The following is a 17394-nucleotide window of genomic DNA, read 5'->3' on the forward strand; positions in this document are numbered from 1 at the left end:
TGATCCGACGGGATCGGATGAAAACTCGCAGGCGCAGGCAGGAGCCGATCGACCCAAGGCCCTGAACGGGGTCCACCCGACTCGGCAGCCGTTCCGGATCGACGTGTGCAGTTGACAGATTCTGCCCTAGTCCCCAACGTCTAGTTACTTAGCGTGGCTATATTGACGATGTCAGGCAACGAACTTCGCGACATCCTGCGGCGAGGACGGGCATCGAGCGTATGCAATTTGCGGCGAACACTCTCGACGAATTGGTACGGCGCACCGCCGAGGACTATCCCAAGGCCGTCGCCGCGACCGAAGGTGCCACGTCATTGCTGTACCACGAACTCGATCGGCAGGCCGACCAAGTCGCCGCAGCACTCCGGGATACCCTAAATATCCAGGTGAAGTCGCGAATCGGCATTCACATGCCACACGGACTTGACACATTGCCGATCCTTCTCGCGATATTGCGCCTTGGGGCATGTTATGTTCCCGTCGATACGACACAGCCCTTGGCTCGCGCAAAATCAATATTTGCTGATTCCAATCCAGCGGTGGTGATTACCACAGCATCGGCAAGCGATATTCCCTTCGCGACCATCTCGGTCAGCGAACTAATGGAGCGAAGTAGCAAAGCTACGCCGTCGGGGCCGGTGCCGAGCGCCGCAACACCGAATACCGATGCGTACGTGATCTACACATCCGGATCGACGGGCCAGCCGAAGGGCGTGGCCGTCACCCACAGGAACGTGCTCGGCCTACTGGATGGAACCCGGTCAGGTCTCGGGTTCACCGGCGCTGACGTATGGGCGTGGTTCCACTCGATCGGGTTCGATGTCGCCGTCTGGGAAATCTGGGGCGCGCTGACGACCGGCGCGCGGCTGGTGGTGCTCCCTTACTGGACCCGGCGTGACCCGAAGGCACTGCATGCAATCTTGGCCGCCGAGTCGGTCACCGTGCTCAACCAGACCCCAACAGCCTTCGCATCACTCATCGCCGCGGACGCAGAGGCATCTGGGCGATTGGGCCTGCGACTCGTCATGTTTCTCGGCGAGGCATTGCAGCCAGCCATCCTCGAAACCTGGATCACGCGAAATCCCTTGCGCTCCACCCGGTTGGTGAACATGTATGGCATCACCGAAACCACGGTCCATTCGACCTGGAAAGAAATCGACGAGCCGTACATCCGGACTCGCTCCCGCTCGGTAGGTACAGCGCTACCTGGCTGGCGCCTGGCGATCTTCGGCCCCGACAGTCGCCCCGTGCCGCCCGGGACGATCGGCGAGATCGCCGTAAGCGGCGTCGGTGTCGCCCGCGGCTATCTCAATCTCCCCGACGTCACCCGGCGCAAGTTCGTCACCGATCCTGCAGGCGGTGACCGCTGGTATCTCTCCGGGGATCGCGGACGGGAGTTGCCCGATGGCGAGATCGAATACCTCGGGCGTTCCGATTCGCAGGTTCAGTTGCGAGGGCACCGGGTCGAACTCGACGAGGTGCGGATCGCTCTGCTGCGCCACCCGGATGTCGCCGCCGCGGTCGTCCGGGTGTCCGAACGCATTCCCGGTGATCCGGTGACCGCGCAGCTCGAGGCGTTCGTGGTGCCGCAGCCGGAAAGATACGTGGATATCCATGGCCTACGCCGCCATGTCACAACGTTGCTTCCGGCATACATGGTGCCCGCGGTAATCACACTGCTTACTGCCTTCCCCCGCACCGTCAACGGCAAGATCGACATCGCACGCCTGAGCTCATCGCAGGACGTGCCGCAGTCGGCCGGGCAACCCATTCCGGACGATCCCGCCGGCCGCGCGTTGCGATCGGCCTGGACCGCTGTGCTCGGCTCCCCACTCGATCCCAGTAGCAGTTTCCTCGACCAGGGCGGCAACTCACTGCTGGCCGTGCGCCTGCTGGGACACCTGGCCGCCGCCGGATTCACAGTGGAACTGCCGGCGCTCTTCGGCGCCGTGACGGCCCTGCAGATCCATACCCAGCTGACCGCCACCGGCCAAGCCAACAGCGAGAACCGCGAGGAGGCCGATGCAGATGACCAGAGCGCACTTGTTTGAGTTCGAGGACCAGTCCTGGCTACCCGCCCCGCTGCGGGATGCCATGACCACGGTCCTGCGCGACTGTTTGACTCTAGGACAGGGAATCTACGCACCCGTAGGGCCGATTATCGCCAAACTCCTTGCCGCGCAGGGAAGCCGCCAGATAGTCGACCTGTGTTCGGGGGCCGGCGGTCCCTGGGCCAGCCTGCTCCCGGCAGTGGAACAGCTCGCGGGCCCGGTTCATCTAACCCTCACCGACAAGTACCCAAATCGGGCCGCACTGGAAGAAACCGTGACGATCCTCGGCACAAGTGCTGACTACCAACGGGATTCGGTCGACGCCACCGCGGTGCACGCCGGGCTACGTGGCGTACGCACCCTGTTCACCGGCTTCCATCATTTTCCTCCGGCCGTCGCACGCCAGGTGCTGGCCGACGCCTTCCACTCCCGCGCGGGGATTGGGGTCTTCGAGTTCACCGCACGGTCTGCGGCCGCCATCACCGACAGCGTGCTGAACGCGGCACCGCGGGTGTACCGCTCCGTGCTACGTGCCCGCCCACCACGGCTCACCACCCTGCTGTCGTGCTTCCCGCTGCCCGTACTGCCGCTGCTGCTGACGTGGGACGCCGTTGTCTCGGACCTGCGCACCTACAGCCCGGAAGAGCTGCGCGACATGGTTTCCGGCCTTCAGGCACCGGACTATCGCTGGGAAATCGATGTACTCCGGGCACCTGACGGCCCTCCGATTACGGCGCTAGCCGGAATTCCTCAGGTGGCCCAATGACACAGGACGCCAAGACCTTTGATCGCTCGCTCAGCATCTATTCACTCAGTTCGCGCTCTCGCCGCCGGACACCCGAGGAGCTGTTCACCGAACTGTCCCGGGATCACCCCGTTCGCTGGGATCCGTTCGCGTCGGTATGGCTGGTATCCCGGCGGGCGGAAGCGCTCACGGTGCTCACCGACGGGCGGTTCAGCGCCACCCGGTTCGATCACAGCACCGACAGCGCCGCCGACAAACTCTCGGCCACCGTGCACGATGCGATCTCCCGGCAGGCCCTCTTCCTCGATGGCCCCGAACACGCACGGTGGCAATCGATCCTGCGGAAAACGCTGGCGAAAAAGTACATCGATGAGATGGGAGACTGGATTCGGCTTCGCACGACACAGCTGCTCGACGCGCACGGCGAGGGCGAGGCCGATATGTTGGCGATGTTGGCCAGACCGCTGCCTCTTGACGTGGTGGGACAGCTCCTGAATCTGCCCATCGCACAGCTTCCCGCACTGCCGGCATGGTCGGACGCCTACACGACAGTGGTCACCGGATTCGAACCCACTATCGACCCGGCCACCTACCAGCTAGTGGCGGATTTCCTCACGTACTGCCACAGGCTCGTGGACGAGCGCGGGCACGATGACACAACCATCGAGACGGACGGCACGGCTCGTTTCGTCCGCGCGGCACTGGCCGTCGGGGTGGACGACAGGCTGACCATCGCCAGCAATCTCATGATGCTGATATCGGCGGGGCATCAAACCACCACCGGTTTCCTGGCCACCGTGATAGCGCAGCACGCCGGCGGACGGCTGAGCGACGACGAGGTGGAGAAACTGCTGGTGCGTATCTCGCCGTCGCGGTTCGTCGGGCGCACTGTCCTGGAAGACCTGGAACTTGGCGGCCAGCAGCTACGCGCGGGCCAATCGGTGCTGGTTCTGCTGGCAGCGGCCAACTGGCACGACAGCGTGCCGGTGCCCGATAGCGCACACCTCGTGTTCGGCCACGGCAAGCACTTCTGCCCGGGCGCTCCCCTGGCACGGCTCGAAAGCCAGATCGTGCTCAAGGCACTCTTCGACGGGTCACGGCACCTGGAGCAGACCCAGTCCGCCTGCACTTGGAACAACAACGTCAACCTGCCGTGCCCGGTCTCGGTGCCGGTGCGGATTTCGACCGATGACCACTCGAGTGGAAGGACAACGCACGCATGACCGTGACACACAATGGAATTCGCTCCGTCGGCGACCTGGTCGCCCAAGCCGCCACCCGGAACCCCGGGGCGATCGCGGTGACCGATACGCGGGGCGCAACCAGCTATGGCGATCTCATCGGGGCGCGCGACCGGATAGTGGCCGACTTGAGAGCACTCGACATAGTTCCCGGCGAAGTGGTAGCGGTGCGGCCGCATCCCGGCAGCGAACTGATCGCGGCCCTGCTCGCCGTATGGCACGGCGGGGCCGTGACGCTACCGCTCGACCCCACACAGCCGGCCGCACGCCAGGAACAATTGATCGCCGACTCGGGTGCCCGGCTGGTGATCGACGGCGACCCCGGCGAGACGGCATCGGTGAGCCTGCGGCCCACGCCAGGCCGTGCCTGTGCTGCTGGCGCGGCGTACATCATCTACACCTCGGGGAGCACCGGCAATCCCAAAGGTGTTATCTGCAGCCAGGATGCACTGACCGCGGTGGCCACGGCGCAGCACCGAGCCTTCGGGATTACCCCGGCCGACCGGGTAGCCCAGATCGCGCCATGGTCGGTCGATGCGGCCCTGTCCGAGCTGACCGCGGCACTCACCGTGGGCGCCGCGCTGCACATCACGCATCCCGATGACCGATACCCCGGGCCACCGCTGCAAGAGCACCTGGAACGCTCCGGTGCGACCGTGCTCATCGCTACCCCGTCGTCACTGCGCGCCCTGGATACCACCGGTCTTGGCCACGTACGTCTGGTGTTGAGCGCCGGCGAAGCGCTCACCTACGACGTGGCGCAGCAGTGGGCACCGGGGCGTCGCCTCCTCAACGGGTACGGGGTCACCGAGGGCACCATCTGGAGCACCTACGCCGAGATCCAGCCCAGCCAGCTGGTGCCCGGCTCCCCCCTTCCGATCGGTACGGCCATTGACGGCACTGTGCTGCACGTGCTCGACGAGGCCGGGCATCCCGTCAGTCCCGGCGAGACCGGCGAGCTCTACCTCGGTGGGCGCGCCGTGGCCATCGGCTATCTGGATGCCGGACTGACCGCCGAACGCTTTCTCGACACCGGAGACGGCAGGGTGTTCCGCACCGGCGATCATGTCCGCCTGGCCGCGGACGGCATGTTGTCGTTCAGCGGGCGCGAAGACGACCAGGTCAAGCTCGGTGGACATCGCGTCGAGCTCGGCGAGGTGCGGGCCGTGTTGCTGCGCCACCCGTCCATCGGGGACTGCGTGGTCCGCCGTGACGGCGATCGTCTGGTCGGCTACTACACCCCCACCGAAAGTCATCCGTTCGACCGGCACGAGGTGACCAATTGGCTTGAGGAGCTGCTGCCGCTGCACATGGTGCCGACGATGTACATCCAGCTGGCGGCATTGCCGTTGACCGCCTGGGGGAAAGTCGACGTGGCGGCGCTGCCCGACCCTGCACAGGTACTCGAATCCCTCCCGGAACGGCAGCCGCGGCCCGCGTCAGTAACCGAAGAGGCGCTGATGTCGATGCTGCGCGTGCTTCTGGAAAGCGCGGATATCTTCCCGTCCGATGACATCTTCATGCTCGGAATGACCTCGCTGAAGGTCGCCCGGTTAATGTCACAGATCAAGGATCGATTCGGGGTGTCGATCGTGCCCGTCGATATCTTCGAGGCGCCCACCGTCGCCGAGCTCGCCGAGCTGGTGTCAGACCTCGCCGCGGTACCGGCCCTATGAGCCGGCCGGCGGTGCGCCCGGACAGACAGTCCCGGGCACAGTACGGGACGTGGTTCAACTACGTGACTCGGCGAGAGAACCCACGCTTGCGGGTGCTGTGCTTGTCCGGCGCGGGCGCCGGTCCCTCGGAGTTCATTCCGTGGGGACAGCTGTTGCCCGCTGACGTCGAGATCTGGCCGATTCAGCTGCCCGGGCGGGAGCGGCGCGGACGGGAGCCCTTGACTACCGGGCTGCTGGCACTCGTCGACGACATCCAGGTGGCTATCGGTGAGCATGTGCCGGACGATGCGCCAATAGTGTTGTTCGGTCACAGTTTTGGGGCATTGGTGACCTACGAACTGGCCCGGCGGCTGGGCCAGGGTGGGTGGCCCATCGTACGGCTGGTGGTATCGGGGATATCGGCCCCGCATCTGCCGGGGCGCAAGAGCGCGCTGGCTGACCGCACCGATGACGAACTCCTCGCGTGGATTCGCGAGCTCGGCGGGACACCCGAGGAACTGCTCGCCAGTGACACCTTCAGGGATTGGCTGCTTACCGACCTGCGCGCGTCGTACCGGATTCGGGAACTCTACGAGATCGCCGACGATCCCGTTATCGAGTGCCCGATCATCGCCTATGGCGGAGCGTCTGATTTCGAGACCACACGCGAGACGCTGTCGGCGTGGGGCGAATACACCTCTGCCCTGTTCGACTGTCACGTGCTTCCCGGCGGCCATTTCTTTCTGCGGGATCATCGCCAACAATTCCTCGCCCATCTCGTCGGGCACGCACTGATATGAGTGGCCACTCCGCATGGTTTCCCCGAGGACTGAGCGTGCCTGCCGGGTTGCCGGTGCTGTTCTGCCTGGCGGGCGCCGGCGGCGGGCCATTGGAGTTCGCCCGCTGGCCCGCCGCATTCGCAGGCAAGGCCGCTGTCGTACCGATCGCGCTACCGGGGCGGGAACGGCGCATTTCCGAACCGATCCCCAGCTCTGTGACAGAAGTTGCCAACCAAATCATCTCGGCTGCAAGCAGTTTCATGGAACGGCCATTCGTGCTTTACGGCCATAGCCTAGGCGCGCTGCTCATGTACGAAGTGGCGGCGTTGCTACCACCAGAACTCGAGGACAATCTGCATCATCTCGTCGTGGGCGCGCAGCAGGCTCCGCAGTGGCCGCAGGTGTACGAGCTGTTCAGCACCCGGACCGATGATCAGCTGATCGAGTACCTGCGGAACCTGGGCGGAACCGACGAGGAAATCCTGAACAGCGCAGCATTCATGAAGCCGTACCTGTCCTGCTTACGCGCGGATATGGCGATCGCCGAAAGCTACCGGTACCGAGGCCCCGCGGCGCTTCCTTGCCCGGTCTCGGTTCTCATAGGCACAGACGACACGGAGGTCCAGCCAGGTCATCTCAGCGACTGGGCGCAAGAAACCCGTGCCGGCTCGAATATCGTCACGCTGCCCGGCGGTCACTTCAATCTCCGCACTCATTCCCAAAATGTCATCACCAGCCTGCTCTCTGCACTGCCACCCACAGGAGCCGCGACGGGGCCGAAGGCAAGCCCGCCTACCGAGGCGCGACGATGACCTGGGGTGAATCGAGAGCCGTTGCCGCAGAGACAGTTAACGCCGACGCCTTGGCGCTTTCGGTATCGTCACCGTGCGGGAACTGGCGCGCATAGAGAGCTTCGATGGGGCGTTGAAACACCTCCGACACGACCGCGGCGGTGGGCGCCCACCAGGGCTGGACAGACGGGGCCCGGAAGACGATCGCGTCCTCGATGAGCCGCGCCGCCTGCTCGGGAGTCATACATGGGAAACTGTCGTATGCCGGTGTGGGCGCACTCATTCGGGTATGGACCATCCCCATGTAGACCATCGTCATCGTGACGCCGTCGGCGCGGACCTCCGGGGCCACGGACCTGGCCCACGCCTCGAACGCGCGTTTTGACGCGTAGTACGCCGACCATCGCGGCGCTGCGGGCATCTTGAGGGCGAGCGTCCCAACGTTGACGATGTGCCCCGATCCCCGGGCGCACATGGACTGCAACACGCCGAGGGAGAGTTGAACGGGGCCGAGGTAATTGGTGTCCGCAGTCCGCTGGTAGTCGTGGAACCTGTTGAAGGACAGATGCACTGACCGCCTGATCGACTTACCCGCATTGTTGACGAGGAAGTCGATTGGGCCGTGCTCGGCGATGATCGCCGCGACCGTCTCGTCGATCTGGCCGGAATCTGCGAGATCGAGAGTCACCCAAGAAGCGGTACCGCCCAGATCTGTGATCTCGGCAGCAGCCTCCTCGAGTTGTTCCGCGGACCGCGCCAACAAAACCACCCGCGCTCCCGCCCGGGCGAGGCTCAGGCCAGCGCTGCGCCCTATCCCATGAGAGGCGCCGGTGATGAGAATCGTCTTGTCCTGAACGGCGGCCCGAACCTGCTGCGGGGTGGACTTTCCGCGGCCGTTGTATCCGGCCACCATGGCCTGATGTGCGGCTGCGAGAACCTGTTCGCGCAGCTTCGCGGGCAGGAACGTCAACTGATTGCCTTTCGGCGGTGGGCGGGCTGCAGGGCGGGGATGACCTGTTCGGCGAAAAGGCGCATGCTCGATTGTGCAGTGGCCAGGTCCATACCGCCGAACGAGAAGTTCCCGACGAAGTGGTCGGCCCCCGTGAGCTCCGTGAGTTCGGCCACTTGATCGATGCATTCGTGGGGGTCACCGCTGATCTGTACTGCCGATAATCCCCGCGCGGCGCTGGCTGAGCTGCGGGTGCCGAGTTTCTCCGCCACCTGCGAATAGTGCTCGTAACCCGAGGTGCCGCGGAAATGCTCACCCGTCATCTCGTAGTGCGCCATCAGGGTTTCGAAGTAGTTATCCATGTAGCGGTCACGCAGGCTGCGCGCGATCTCTGCGCTGCGGTGGCAGACCACCTGGCACGAAACCACCCGGGCCGGTGCCGGCCGGGAATGCAAGGCGGCGAAGGTCGACGCATAATGCTGCACATCCGCCGCCAGTGCGCTCCAAGCCTTTTGCGGTCCTACCAATAGGCCCACACCCAGTTCAGCGACGGTCTGGATGGAGGGTGGAGACACCGCGGCCGCGTAAATACGGTTGTGGAACGAGGCCGCTGCCGCGGGGCGAATGGTCCGGTGTGCCTGCTCGAAAACCGTGCCCGAGTACTGGAGGCTGTCACCTTTGAGGCCCTTGACGAGAATGTCGACTCCCTCGCGGAATCTGGCCCGGGATTCGTCCATAGACACTCCGAGGCCCTCGAACTCATCGCGGCCAAGCCCGCGGCCCAGCCCGACAATCAGCCTGCCGTTACTGAGATTGTCCAGGAAGGTGATCTGGCCGGCGAGCCGTGCCGGGTTGTGCCACGGCACGATAAGCGCCATCGTGCCGAGTTCGATGTGCCGTGTGCGAGCAGCCGCGAATGCCAGGAATTGCAGGGGGTCCGGACACATGGAGTACGAGGTGAAGTGATGCTCGACAGTCCACAGGGAATCGAAACCCAGCGACTCCACTTCTTCGGCAAGGGTCAACTCCCGCACGATCGCATCGTGGTCGGTGAGGTCCCCGCCTGAGTTTTGGTGCAAAGTTTGCACGCCGAATTTCATCTTGCGAGAGCCTTTCGCCCAGAATTCTGGTGTGATCACCCGAATCGACGGCCCTGTCGTCGGCGGCCGGCCGCAAGCGGCGCGTAGCTAACATCTACCGACCGATCTCTGCACGCTATCGGCGTTGCAGATCCCTCACACGCGGGCGGCAGTCGATCTGTCAGGTCGGTGACCGGGCCACGAGCAAGCACCTGACACGGCCCCAGACCAGACCACACGAATCAACCGACCGACTGCCCGCGCAGCGACGGCTCGGGGCACGATGCGTTGTCGCGTTGTGTACTCAGCACAGAGCCCCAACCGCTGACAGCCAACAGCTTCCGCGGCACCAACCGCAGCACCATCTGAATGAGGGGTCCGATACCCAGCGCGTAAAGCACTGTGCCGAACCCGACGTTCCCTCCGAGCAGCCAACCCGTCCCCACCACAATGACCTCGATGGTGGTCCTGATCAGCCGCACAGACCGGCCGGTCCGATGAACCAGTCCAGTTGTCAGTCCATCCCGGGGTCCCGGACCAAGCCCAGCGCCCACGTAGAGCACCGTGGCGATCGCGTTCAACACCACGCCGCCGACCAGGAACGCCACGCGCACCGCCATCACCGACGGGGCCGGGAGCCAGGCCAGTGTGGAGTCGACAGCCACGGCGATGACCACGATATTGGCAATCGTTCCCACACCTGGCTTGTTGCGCATCGGAATCCACGCGAGGAGCACGACGACGCCGGTCACCGCCGAGGCGAGCCCGATGCTCATCCCGGTGCGCATCGAGAGGCCCTGATGGAACACGTCCCAGGGATCCAACCCGAGCCCGGCACGCACCATGAGGGCCATCGAAAACCCGTAGAGGTACAGACCCACCAGCAGCGCAGTGCCACGCGCACTCCAACCAATCCATTTCCCGGTCACCCGACAAGTTTCTCGGCCAACTGGCTTGTTTTTCAATAGCCAGTTCAGCCACACTGGCATTTATGTCTGATCGCGTAGTCACTGCCGGATTGTCTTCGCGCGAGCGGCTCATCCATGCCGACACCCTGGCCCGTCACCTCGGCCAATGGCGCACCGCGGGCTCTGCGGGACCCGCCTACGGAGCATTGGCCGACGCGATCAGGCTTCTTGTCATCGACGGCCGGCTGCCCCTTGGTGCCCGGATACCCAGCGAACGAGCACTGGCAAGCGTCATCCACGTGAGCCGAACCACCGTCACCGCCGCCTATGCCGAATTGCGCGAGAGCGGATACCTGCGCGGCCGCCAGGGTGCGCGCAGCACCACCGCTCTGCCTGGGCCCGACCGGTCTCCTTCGGCCACAACGGGATTGGTAAACCCGATGATCGATCTGCAGAACGCCGCCACCGCCGCACCGGCCGCCGCGGTGCTTGATGCATACCAGGTGGCCCTGACCAAGCTGCCCACCCACCTTCGGGGAATCGGTCACGAGTTGGTGGGGATACCGGAGCTGCGCCCCCGCATCGCCGAGCACTTCTCACGACGCGGACTGCCCACCACCGAGGACCAGATCATGGTGACCTGCGGCGCCCAGCAGGCCATCGCGCTACTCCTTGGCGCCTTCGTGGAGCCCGGCGACCGCGTTCTGGTGGAGCAGCCGAGCTATCACGGCGCACTCGATGCGATCGCTCAGCGTGGTGGACGCCCGGTTCCGGTGCCGATGCACACCCATGAGCACGAGTCGGGTTGGGATATCACCGGCATGGAAACCACCATCCGCCAGACGGCGCCAAACCTGGCCTACCTGGTGCTGGATAATCACAACCCCACCGGTCTCACCATGCCGCTATCGCAACGAAAGGCCTTGGCGGACATAATTTCCCAGACGCGCACCCGCACGGTCGTCGATGAGTCGCTCGTCGGCGCCTGGCATGAGGCCCCCGGGCCCGCGCCGATGGCCTCGCTGGTGACGCGTCCCGATCTGGTGGTCACCATCGGGTCGATGTCGAAGTCGTTCTGGGGCGGAATGCGCGTCGGCTGGATCCGCGCCGACCGCACCACCATTGCCAGGCTCGCAGCGGTGCGCTCCGCCATGGACACCGGAACACCGATCCTCGAGCAGCTGGCCGCCGCCGAGCTGCTGGGGCGTGCAGACGAGGTTGAGGCCACGCAGCGTGAGACCCTGCGTGCACGCCGTGCACTGGTGGTGGCCGAGCTGCGCCGTCGGCTCCCCGACTGGGAGCTGCAGGAAGCCGAAGGCGGCCTATGCATCTGGGCCCGGCTGCCTGCGCCGATGAGCACCGCGTTGGCTGCCGCCGCCGCGCGGCTCGGGGTGCGCATCGCGGCGGGTCCGCGGTTCGGTGTCGGCGGCTCACTGGAGCGGTTCGTGCGTGTGCCCTTCACCCAGCAGGACGATCAGCTGCTGCGCGGAGTGGAACTGCTCGCACAGGCCTGGCATACCGTGACTGGTGCTGTACCGCTTGCCGATTCGGCAATGGTTGGCTAGGCACGAACCTCAGGCGTCGGGGATGTCGACGCGGCGCACACCGCCATCGACGGCGTCTGCCGCCTCAATCTCGGCGCGGGTGATGCCGAGGATGAACAGCACAACGTCCAGGTACGGCTGGCTTACCGAGGCGTCGGCGACCTTCCGTAGCGCCGGCTTGGCGTTGAACGCCACACCGAGCCCGGCCGCCGACAGCATGTCGATATCGTTGGCCCCGTCTCCGACGGCCACGGTTTGAGCCAACGGAACGCCCGCCTCGTAGGCGAACTGCCGCAGCGCCTTGGCCTTTCCCGGGCGGTCGACGATCTCGCCGATCACTCGTCCGGTGAGCTTCCCGTCGACGATTTCCAACACATTGGCTGCCACGAAATCGAGGGCCAGTTCATGGGCCAAGGGCTCGATCACCTGCCGAAATCCGCCCGACACCACACCGCACGAGTACCCCAGCCGGCGCAATGTCCGGATGGTGGTGCGAGCACCCGGGGTGAGCACCAATTCGTCGGCGACATCATCGAGCACGGACTCGGGCAGTCCGGCGAGCGTGGACACCCGCTGGTGCAGTGATTCGGCGAAGTCCAGTTCCCCGCGCATGGCGGCCTCGGTGATGGCGGCGACCTGTTCGCGCGCACCCGCCCTGTCGGCCAGCATCTCGATGACCTCACCCTGGATCAGGGTCGAGTCAACGTCGAAGACGATGAGCCGCTTGGCCCGTCGATCCAGGCTGCTGTGCTCCACCGCGATGTCCACCGGCTCGTCGACGGCCACCTGGGCCATCGCCGTGTGCAGATCGACATCGGTGAGCCGGTCCTGAGGCACGGTCACCCGCAGCTCCAGGCCTGTCACCGGGTAGTCGGCGATACCCCGGATGACATCGATATTGATCTCGAGACCGGCCAGTGCACGTGCGACAGCCCCGAAAGCCCGCGCGGTGACCGGCCGCCCGAGCACCACGATGGTGTGGGTTGACGGATCCTTGATAACCGAACTGTCCCCACCGAATTCGACGTCAACATCGAACCCGAGGGTGTGCATGGCCTCTTCGAGCTCGTCCTGCAACGCTTCCAATGCCTCGCTACGGCCCTGCGCTTTGACGAGTACACCGAGCGTGAGCTTGCCACGAATGACGACCTGTTCGACGTTCAGGAGGTCGACACTATGGCGGGACAGCACTCCCATGAGTACCGAGGTGACACCGGGTTTGTCGGCTCCGGTGACGGTGACAAGAACCGTGACGCGATCCTTCACAACAGGGAGTCGCGGCCTTATTTGTGGCCGCCACCCACGTGCGCCTCGGCGCGCATGCGCTCAGACATGTGCGGGTAGTGCAGCTCGAATGCCGGACGCTCCGAACGAATTCGGGGCAGCTCGGTGAAGTTGTGCCGCGGCGGCGGGCAGCTGGTGGCCCACTCCAGGGAGTTGCCGTAACCCCACGGATCGTCGACCGTCACGACCTCGCCGTACCGGTAGCTCTTGAACACGTTCCACAGGAACGGCAACGTCGAGGCACCCAGGATGAAGGCACCCACCGTCGAGAAGGAGTTCAGGAAGGTGAAGCCGTCGGTAGGCAGGTAGTCGGCATAGCGACGCGGCATGCCCTGGTTCCCCAGCCAGTGCTGCACCAGGAAGGTCGAGTGGAACCCGATGAAGGTCAGCCAGAAGTGGAACTTGCCGAGACGCTCGTCGAGCAGACGGCCCGTCATCTTGGGGAACCAGAAGTAGATACCGGCGTAGGTCGCGAACACGATGGTGCCGAAGAGCACGTAGTGGAAGTGCGCGATCACGAAGTACGAGTCGGTGACGTGGAAGTCGACCGGCGGCATAGCCAGCAGCACGCCAGTCAGGCCACCGAAGAGGAACGTCACCAGGAAGCCGACCGAGAACAGCATCGGTGTCTCGAAGGTCAACTGCCCCTTCCACATCGTGCCGATCCAGTTGAAGAACTTGATACCGGTCGGAACCGCGATCAGGAACGTCATGAAGGAGAAGAACGGCAGCAGCACGGCGCCGGTGGCGTACATGTGGTGCGCCCACACCGCGATGGACAGCGCCGCGATACCGAGTGTCGCGTAGATCAGCGTTGTGTACCCGAAGATCGGCTTGCGACTGAACACCGGGAAGATCTCCGAGACGATGCCGAAGAACGGCAGCGCGATGATGTACACCTCGGGGTGTCCGAAGAACCAGAACAAGTGCTGCCACAACAGAACACCACCGTTGGCGGGGTCGAAGATGTGCGCACCGAGGTGCCGGTCAGCAGCGAGGCCGAACAGGGCGGCGGTCAGCAGGGGGAAGGCCAGCAGCACCAGCACGCTGGTCACCAGGATGTTCCAGGTGAAGATGGGCATCCGGAACATGGTCATACCGGGGGCGCGCATACACACGCATGTGGTGATCATGTTGACCGCACCAAGAATGGTGCCCAGACCACCGACGGCCAGACCCATGATCCAGAGATCCGCACCGGCACCCGGTGAGTGGATGGCATCGGTCAGCGGGGTGTAGGCGGTCCAGCCGAAGTCGGCGGCGCCACCGGGAGTGATGAAACCGGCGATACCGATCAGGGCGCCGAACAGGAACAGCCAGAAGGAGAAGGCGTTCAGACGCGGGAAGGCGACGTCAGGGGCGCCGATCTGCAGCGGCAGCACCACATTCGCGAAGCCGAACACGATGGGCGTTGCGTAGAACAGCAGCATCACCGTGCCGTGCATGGTGAACAGCTGGTTGAACTGCTCGTTCGACAGGAACTGCAGACCTGGCACCGCCAGCTCGGCGCGCATGAACAGCGCCATCAAGCCACCGATGAGGAAGAACGCGAAGCACGCGACCAGGTACATGATGCCGATCAACTTGTGATCGGTGGTCGTGATCAACCGGTAGATCAGAGTGCCCTTGGCGCCCATACGGGGCGGGAACGGGCGGCTGGCCTGCAATCCACCAATTGGGGGTGCTTCGGCGGTCACGGCTCCTCCGATTCCTTGTAGCGCGCAGTCGTTCCAGTGACTGCATGTCTGCCGTGAATCCTAGCCCGCGCCACCCCCGATCGCGGAGCGGGTCCTACAGAGAGTCGTACTTGGGTCGTTTCTGATCCGTGCGGACGTGGTCACGGCGTCCTACCCGCGTGTTCGCAGCCCCGCGCGGTAAGTTCAACCGGGTGCAGACAGCGAGGTTCTGGGGCTCTGCCGCGATAACGGCGGCACTGATGGCGGTGACCGTGTCGGGCTGCACCGAGAAGCCCACCAACGAGACTCCGAGCACGCTGGCCACCAGCGCCACGAAGATCGCGGGCGCGGGGGTGCTGGGCAATGCACGCAAGCCAGACGAGTCCTGCGCGAAGGATGCCGCGGCTCTCGACCCGGACGCACCACGTGAGGTGCGCCATGCCCAGGGCGAGACCGAGGTGCCCGAGGACGCCAAACGCATCGTGACCCTCGATGCCGGTGCAATCGACACGCTGTGCGCGCTAGGGCTGCAGGACCGGATCGTGGGAGTGGCGCTGCCCGACCGCACTACCGCTCCCCCGTCGTACCTGGGCACCACGGTCCACAACCTGCCGTCGGTCGGCCCGATGGCGGCTCCGGACCTGGCCAAGATCGGTGCTGTCAAACCCGATCTCATCCTGAGCTCGGCCGGCGAACAGGACTCCTATCTCGACTTGAGTGCCATCGCCCCCACCGTGATCGTGTCCGGACACGATCTGGCCGAGCACGTCCGCTTGGTGGGTAAGGCCACCAGACGAACCGCGGACACGGACAAGCTGTGGGCGGGTTTCGTCGATGCCGCCAAGAAGGTGGGCCGTGAGAACGACGCCACACATTTCCAGGCCTCGATCGTCCAGTTCACCGATCAGACGGTGCGGGTGTACGGGGCCAACAACTTCCCGGCTTCGGTGCTTGCCACAGTGGGGTTGGATCGTCCTGCGACACAACGGTTTACCGACACCCCATTCATAGAGATCGGCACCGAGGACTTCTCGGCCGTCGAGGGCGACATCGTCTATGTCTCCTTCACGACGCCGTCGGCAAAAGATCGCGCCGCCCGGATTTTCGGTACCAAGCCCTGGATGGCGCTCGGCGCCACTCACGATAACCGGGTGTTCGCGGTCAACAACGAGGTGTGGCAGACCGGCGACGGAATCGTCGCGGCGCGCGGAATCCTGGACGACCTTCACTGGGTCAACGCACCCATCAACTAGATTCCCGGGTCGCTGCGCTAGCCGTTAGGCTCCACGCATGCACCACGTGCTGAACCTGACCTACACCCAACCGCTCGACGTCGTCGACCAGATCCGCCCGGATCACGCTGCTTGGATTGCAGATGAGATTGAAGCGGGACGCCTCATTCTGGCCGGTCGTAACGAGCACGCGACCGGCGGCGTACTCATCAGCGGCGATATCAGCGTGGAGGAGGCGGACGCCTTGATCACCGCCGACCCGTACACCCAGGCAGGTGTCGCCGAGTATGTGCGCACCGGGTTCAACGTCAGCTTCAAAGGAGCGGGGATACCGTGAGCGACAAGGGCTTTCCCGAGAATCGCTGGGGCAATCCCGACAGCGTGCTGTCTCGGGCTGCCGCCAAATTCGCCGCCACCAAGGCGGGTTCGTGGACCATCCGCAAGCTGACACCACTGGACCGAGCCGTCATGGAACGCTCCGGAAGCCGCTACACGGTGCTGGGACCCTTGGGTTTGTCGACGCTGCTGCTCACCACGACCGGTCGCAAGTCCGGCCACCCTCGGGTCTCGCCGCTACTTTATCTGCACGACGGTGACCGAATCGCCTTGGTAGGCAGCAATTTTGGCCAGGCGAAGCACCCTGCGTGGACGACCAACCTGCTCGCCAACCCACACGCCAAGGTGACATTGGCCGGTCAGACCATTGATGTGGTCGCGACCCTCGCACAAGGGCCCGAGCGCGACGATTACTACCGCCGCTTCGAGGCAATGCTCGAGGTCTACACGGCATACAAGGGACGTACCGGACGCGAGATCAGGGTGTTCGCCCTCGAGCGCGTCACCTAAAAGCTATCCGTAACAGCTAGTACCCGTACCCCTTGTACCAGTCTTGAACTGGTATTTTATGAGAATCTTGCGCTAAATGCTCGCAAAAGAGCGTTTTCTCGGCTAACCTTCCCGGCAATCCGCGGAAGGGATGGAACGTGATCCAAGAACACATCGACATCACCGTCGCCGCCCGGCCCGAGACCGTCCTCGAGGTCTTGAAAGACGTTGAGTCGGTCGATGGCTGGCTCCGCCCGCTACTGCCCGCATGGCCAAAGATCGCCAGCTCCATGACCGTCGTCGAGTCTTTCCAAGACGGTTCGCCGCGGTTGGTGCGCACCGTAACTTCCGCATTCGGGATCTCCGATGACGCACTCACCGAGTACGAGTGGTTCCCGGACGGCTGCCGGCTGACCCTCATAGAGAGCAGAACGCTGCGACACAACGTCAGCCAGTTCACCATCATCCCGGATGACCCTCAGACTCGGCTTACCGCCGATGTCTCCCTCGATCTGAAGATCCGGCTTCCCGGCCTGCTGGAACGCCAGCTCAAGAAGTCTCAGGTGGGATTCATCAAGAGTTTCCAGCAGGGCCTCGCCGCGGAATCGGCCCGCCGTGAACTTGCCTGCGAATAG

The 17394-nt window shown here is 64.5% G+C and carries 16 protein-coding genes; 11 read left to right on the forward strand and 5 right to left on the reverse strand.

The features are described from left to right. The first annotated feature begins 221 nt into the window (after positions 1–221). Genes AB0H22_RS00730 through AB0H22_RS00755 form a run of 6 tightly spaced genes read left to right on the forward strand, consistent with a single transcriptional unit; the run spans position 222 to position 7283 of the window. A complete protein-coding gene (locus tag AB0H22_RS00730; protein WP_358144117.1) occupies positions 222–2051 on the forward strand; it encodes a non-ribosomal peptide synthetase in 1830 nt (609 codons plus the stop codon). Continuing rightward, the gene (locus AB0H22_RS00735) at positions 2029–2817 is read left to right on the forward strand and encodes a hypothetical protein (protein ID WP_358144120.1); all 789 of its coding nucleotides are present in this window, start codon (positions 2029–2031) and stop codon (positions 2815–2817) included. Before AB0H22_RS00730 ends, AB0H22_RS00735 begins: the two co-directional genes overlap by 23 nt. Then, positions 2814–4019, forward strand: a complete 1206-nt coding sequence (locus AB0H22_RS00740; RefSeq protein WP_358144122.1) for a hypothetical protein — start codon at positions 2814–2816, stop codon at positions 4017–4019. The genes AB0H22_RS00735 and AB0H22_RS00740 overlap by 4 nt, the downstream gene beginning before the upstream one ends. Then, a complete protein-coding gene (locus tag AB0H22_RS00745; RefSeq protein ID WP_358144125.1) occupies positions 4016–5713 on the forward strand; it encodes a non-ribosomal peptide synthetase in 1698 nt (565 codons plus the stop codon). The genes AB0H22_RS00740 and AB0H22_RS00745 overlap by 4 nt, the downstream gene beginning before the upstream one ends. Further along, positions 5710–6492 carry an alpha/beta fold hydrolase gene (locus AB0H22_RS00750; RefSeq protein ID WP_358144127.1) on the forward strand — a complete coding sequence of 261 codons (783 nt, stop codon included), beginning with the start codon at positions 5710–5712 and terminating at the stop codon, positions 6490–6492. Before AB0H22_RS00745 ends, AB0H22_RS00750 begins: the two co-directional genes overlap by 4 nt. Positions 6493–6527: 35 nt before the next feature. After that, a complete protein-coding gene (locus AB0H22_RS00755; protein ID WP_358144130.1) occupies positions 6528–7283 on the forward strand; it encodes an alpha/beta fold hydrolase in 756 nt (251 codons plus the stop codon). Here AB0H22_RS00755 and AB0H22_RS00760 read toward each other — a convergent pair. The 3 genes from AB0H22_RS00760 to AB0H22_RS00770 all read right to left on the reverse strand — a co-directional run bounded on the left by AB0H22_RS00760 (position 7264) and on the right by AB0H22_RS00770 (position 10219). Continuing rightward, positions 7264–8232, reverse strand: coding sequence for an SDR family NAD(P)-dependent oxidoreductase (locus AB0H22_RS00760; protein WP_358144132.1), 969 nt, complete (start codon positions 8230–8232; stop codon positions 7264–7266). The genes AB0H22_RS00755 and AB0H22_RS00760 overlap by 20 nt on opposite strands. Continuing rightward, a complete protein-coding gene (locus tag AB0H22_RS00765) occupies positions 8229–9311 on the reverse strand; it encodes an LLM class flavin-dependent oxidoreductase (RefSeq protein ID WP_358144134.1) in 1083 nt (360 codons plus the stop codon). Before AB0H22_RS00765 ends, AB0H22_RS00760 begins: the two co-directional genes overlap by 4 nt. 221 nt (positions 9312–9532) lie before the next feature. After that, positions 9533–10219, reverse strand: coding sequence for a hypothetical protein (locus tag AB0H22_RS00770; RefSeq protein ID WP_358144137.1), 687 nt, complete (start codon positions 10217–10219; stop codon positions 9533–9535). A 62-nt stretch (positions 10220–10281) separates the two neighbouring features. On the opposite strand from AB0H22_RS00770, the gene AB0H22_RS00775 reads away from it, so the two are divergent. Then, the gene (locus AB0H22_RS00775) at positions 10282–11763 is read left to right on the forward strand and encodes a PLP-dependent aminotransferase family protein (RefSeq protein ID WP_358144139.1); all 1482 of its coding nucleotides are present in this window, start codon (positions 10282–10284) and stop codon (positions 11761–11763) included. A 9-nt stretch (positions 11764–11772) separates the two neighbouring features. On the opposite strand, the gene serB is transcribed toward AB0H22_RS00775, so the two are convergent. Next, positions 11773–13008, reverse strand: coding sequence for a phosphoserine phosphatase SerB (gene serB / locus AB0H22_RS00780; protein ID WP_180748270.1), 1236 nt, complete (start codon positions 13006–13008; stop codon positions 11773–11775). Between the two features lie 17 nt (positions 13009–13025). Further along, positions 13026–14723, reverse strand: a complete 1698-nt coding sequence (ctaD, locus tag AB0H22_RS00785) for a cytochrome c oxidase subunit I (protein WP_180748271.1) — start codon at positions 14721–14723, stop codon at positions 13026–13028. Positions 14724–14962: 239 nt separating this feature from the next. Between ctaD and AB0H22_RS00790 the strand changes: the two genes are divergently transcribed. From AB0H22_RS00790 to AB0H22_RS00805, 4 genes are all read left to right on the forward strand, one after another. Next, positions 14963–15955, forward strand: a complete 993-nt coding sequence (locus AB0H22_RS00790) for an iron-siderophore ABC transporter substrate-binding protein (RefSeq protein WP_358145970.1) — start codon at positions 14963–14965, stop codon at positions 15953–15955. A 37-nt stretch (positions 15956–15992) separates the two neighbouring features. Beyond that, a complete protein-coding gene (locus AB0H22_RS00795; RefSeq protein WP_180748273.1) occupies positions 15993–16271 on the forward strand; it encodes a YciI family protein in 279 nt (92 codons plus the stop codon). Continuing rightward, entirely contained in the window at positions 16268–16780 is a 513-nt protein-coding gene (locus AB0H22_RS00800) for a nitroreductase/quinone reductase family protein (protein WP_358144143.1), read from the forward strand. Before AB0H22_RS00795 ends, AB0H22_RS00800 begins: the two co-directional genes overlap by 4 nt. 137 nt (positions 16781–16917) lie before the next feature. Then, positions 16918–17394: an SRPBCC family protein gene (locus tag AB0H22_RS00805; protein WP_180748275.1), complete on the forward strand. Its 477-nt coding sequence runs from the start codon at positions 16918–16920 to the stop codon at positions 17392–17394.

This window comes from Mycobacterium sp. NPDC050853, from assembly GCF_040653875.1.
In the GTDB taxonomy this organism is placed as follows: Bacteria; Actinomycetota; Actinomycetes; order Mycobacteriales; family Mycobacteriaceae; genus Mycobacterium.

Excerpts from the sequence above, each read along its gene's own strand:
- AB0H22_RS00730 (WP_358144117.1), top strand. The coding sequence starts at position 222 with ATGCAATTTGCGGCGAACACTCTCGACGAATTGGTACGGCGCACCGCC.
- AB0H22_RS00735 (WP_358144120.1), top strand. The coding sequence starts at position 2,029 with ATGACCAGAGCGCACTTGTTTGAGTTCGAGGACCAGTCCTGGCTACCC.
- AB0H22_RS00740 (WP_358144122.1), top strand. The coding sequence starts at position 2,814 with ATGACACAGGACGCCAAGACCTTTGATCGCTCGCTCAGCATCTATTCA.
- AB0H22_RS00745 (WP_358144125.1), top strand. The coding sequence starts at position 4,016 with ATGACCGTGACACACAATGGAATTCGCTCCGTCGGCGACCTGGTCGCC.
- AB0H22_RS00750 (WP_358144127.1), top strand. The coding sequence starts at position 5,710 with ATGAGCCGGCCGGCGGTGCGCCCGGACAGACAGTCCCGGGCACAGTAC.
- AB0H22_RS00765 (WP_358144134.1), bottom strand. The coding sequence starts at position 9,311 with ATGAAATTCGGCGTGCAAACTTTGCACCAAAACTCAGGCGGGGACCTC.
- AB0H22_RS00775 (WP_358144139.1), top strand. The coding sequence starts at position 10,282 with ATGTCTGATCGCGTAGTCACTGCCGGATTGTCTTCGCGCGAGCGGCTC.
- AB0H22_RS00790 (WP_358145970.1), top strand. The coding sequence starts at position 14,963 with ATGGCGGTGACCGTGTCGGGCTGCACCGAGAAGCCCACCAACGAGACT.
- AB0H22_RS00795 (WP_180748273.1), top strand. The coding sequence starts at position 15,993 with ATGCACCACGTGCTGAACCTGACCTACACCCAACCGCTCGACGTCGTC.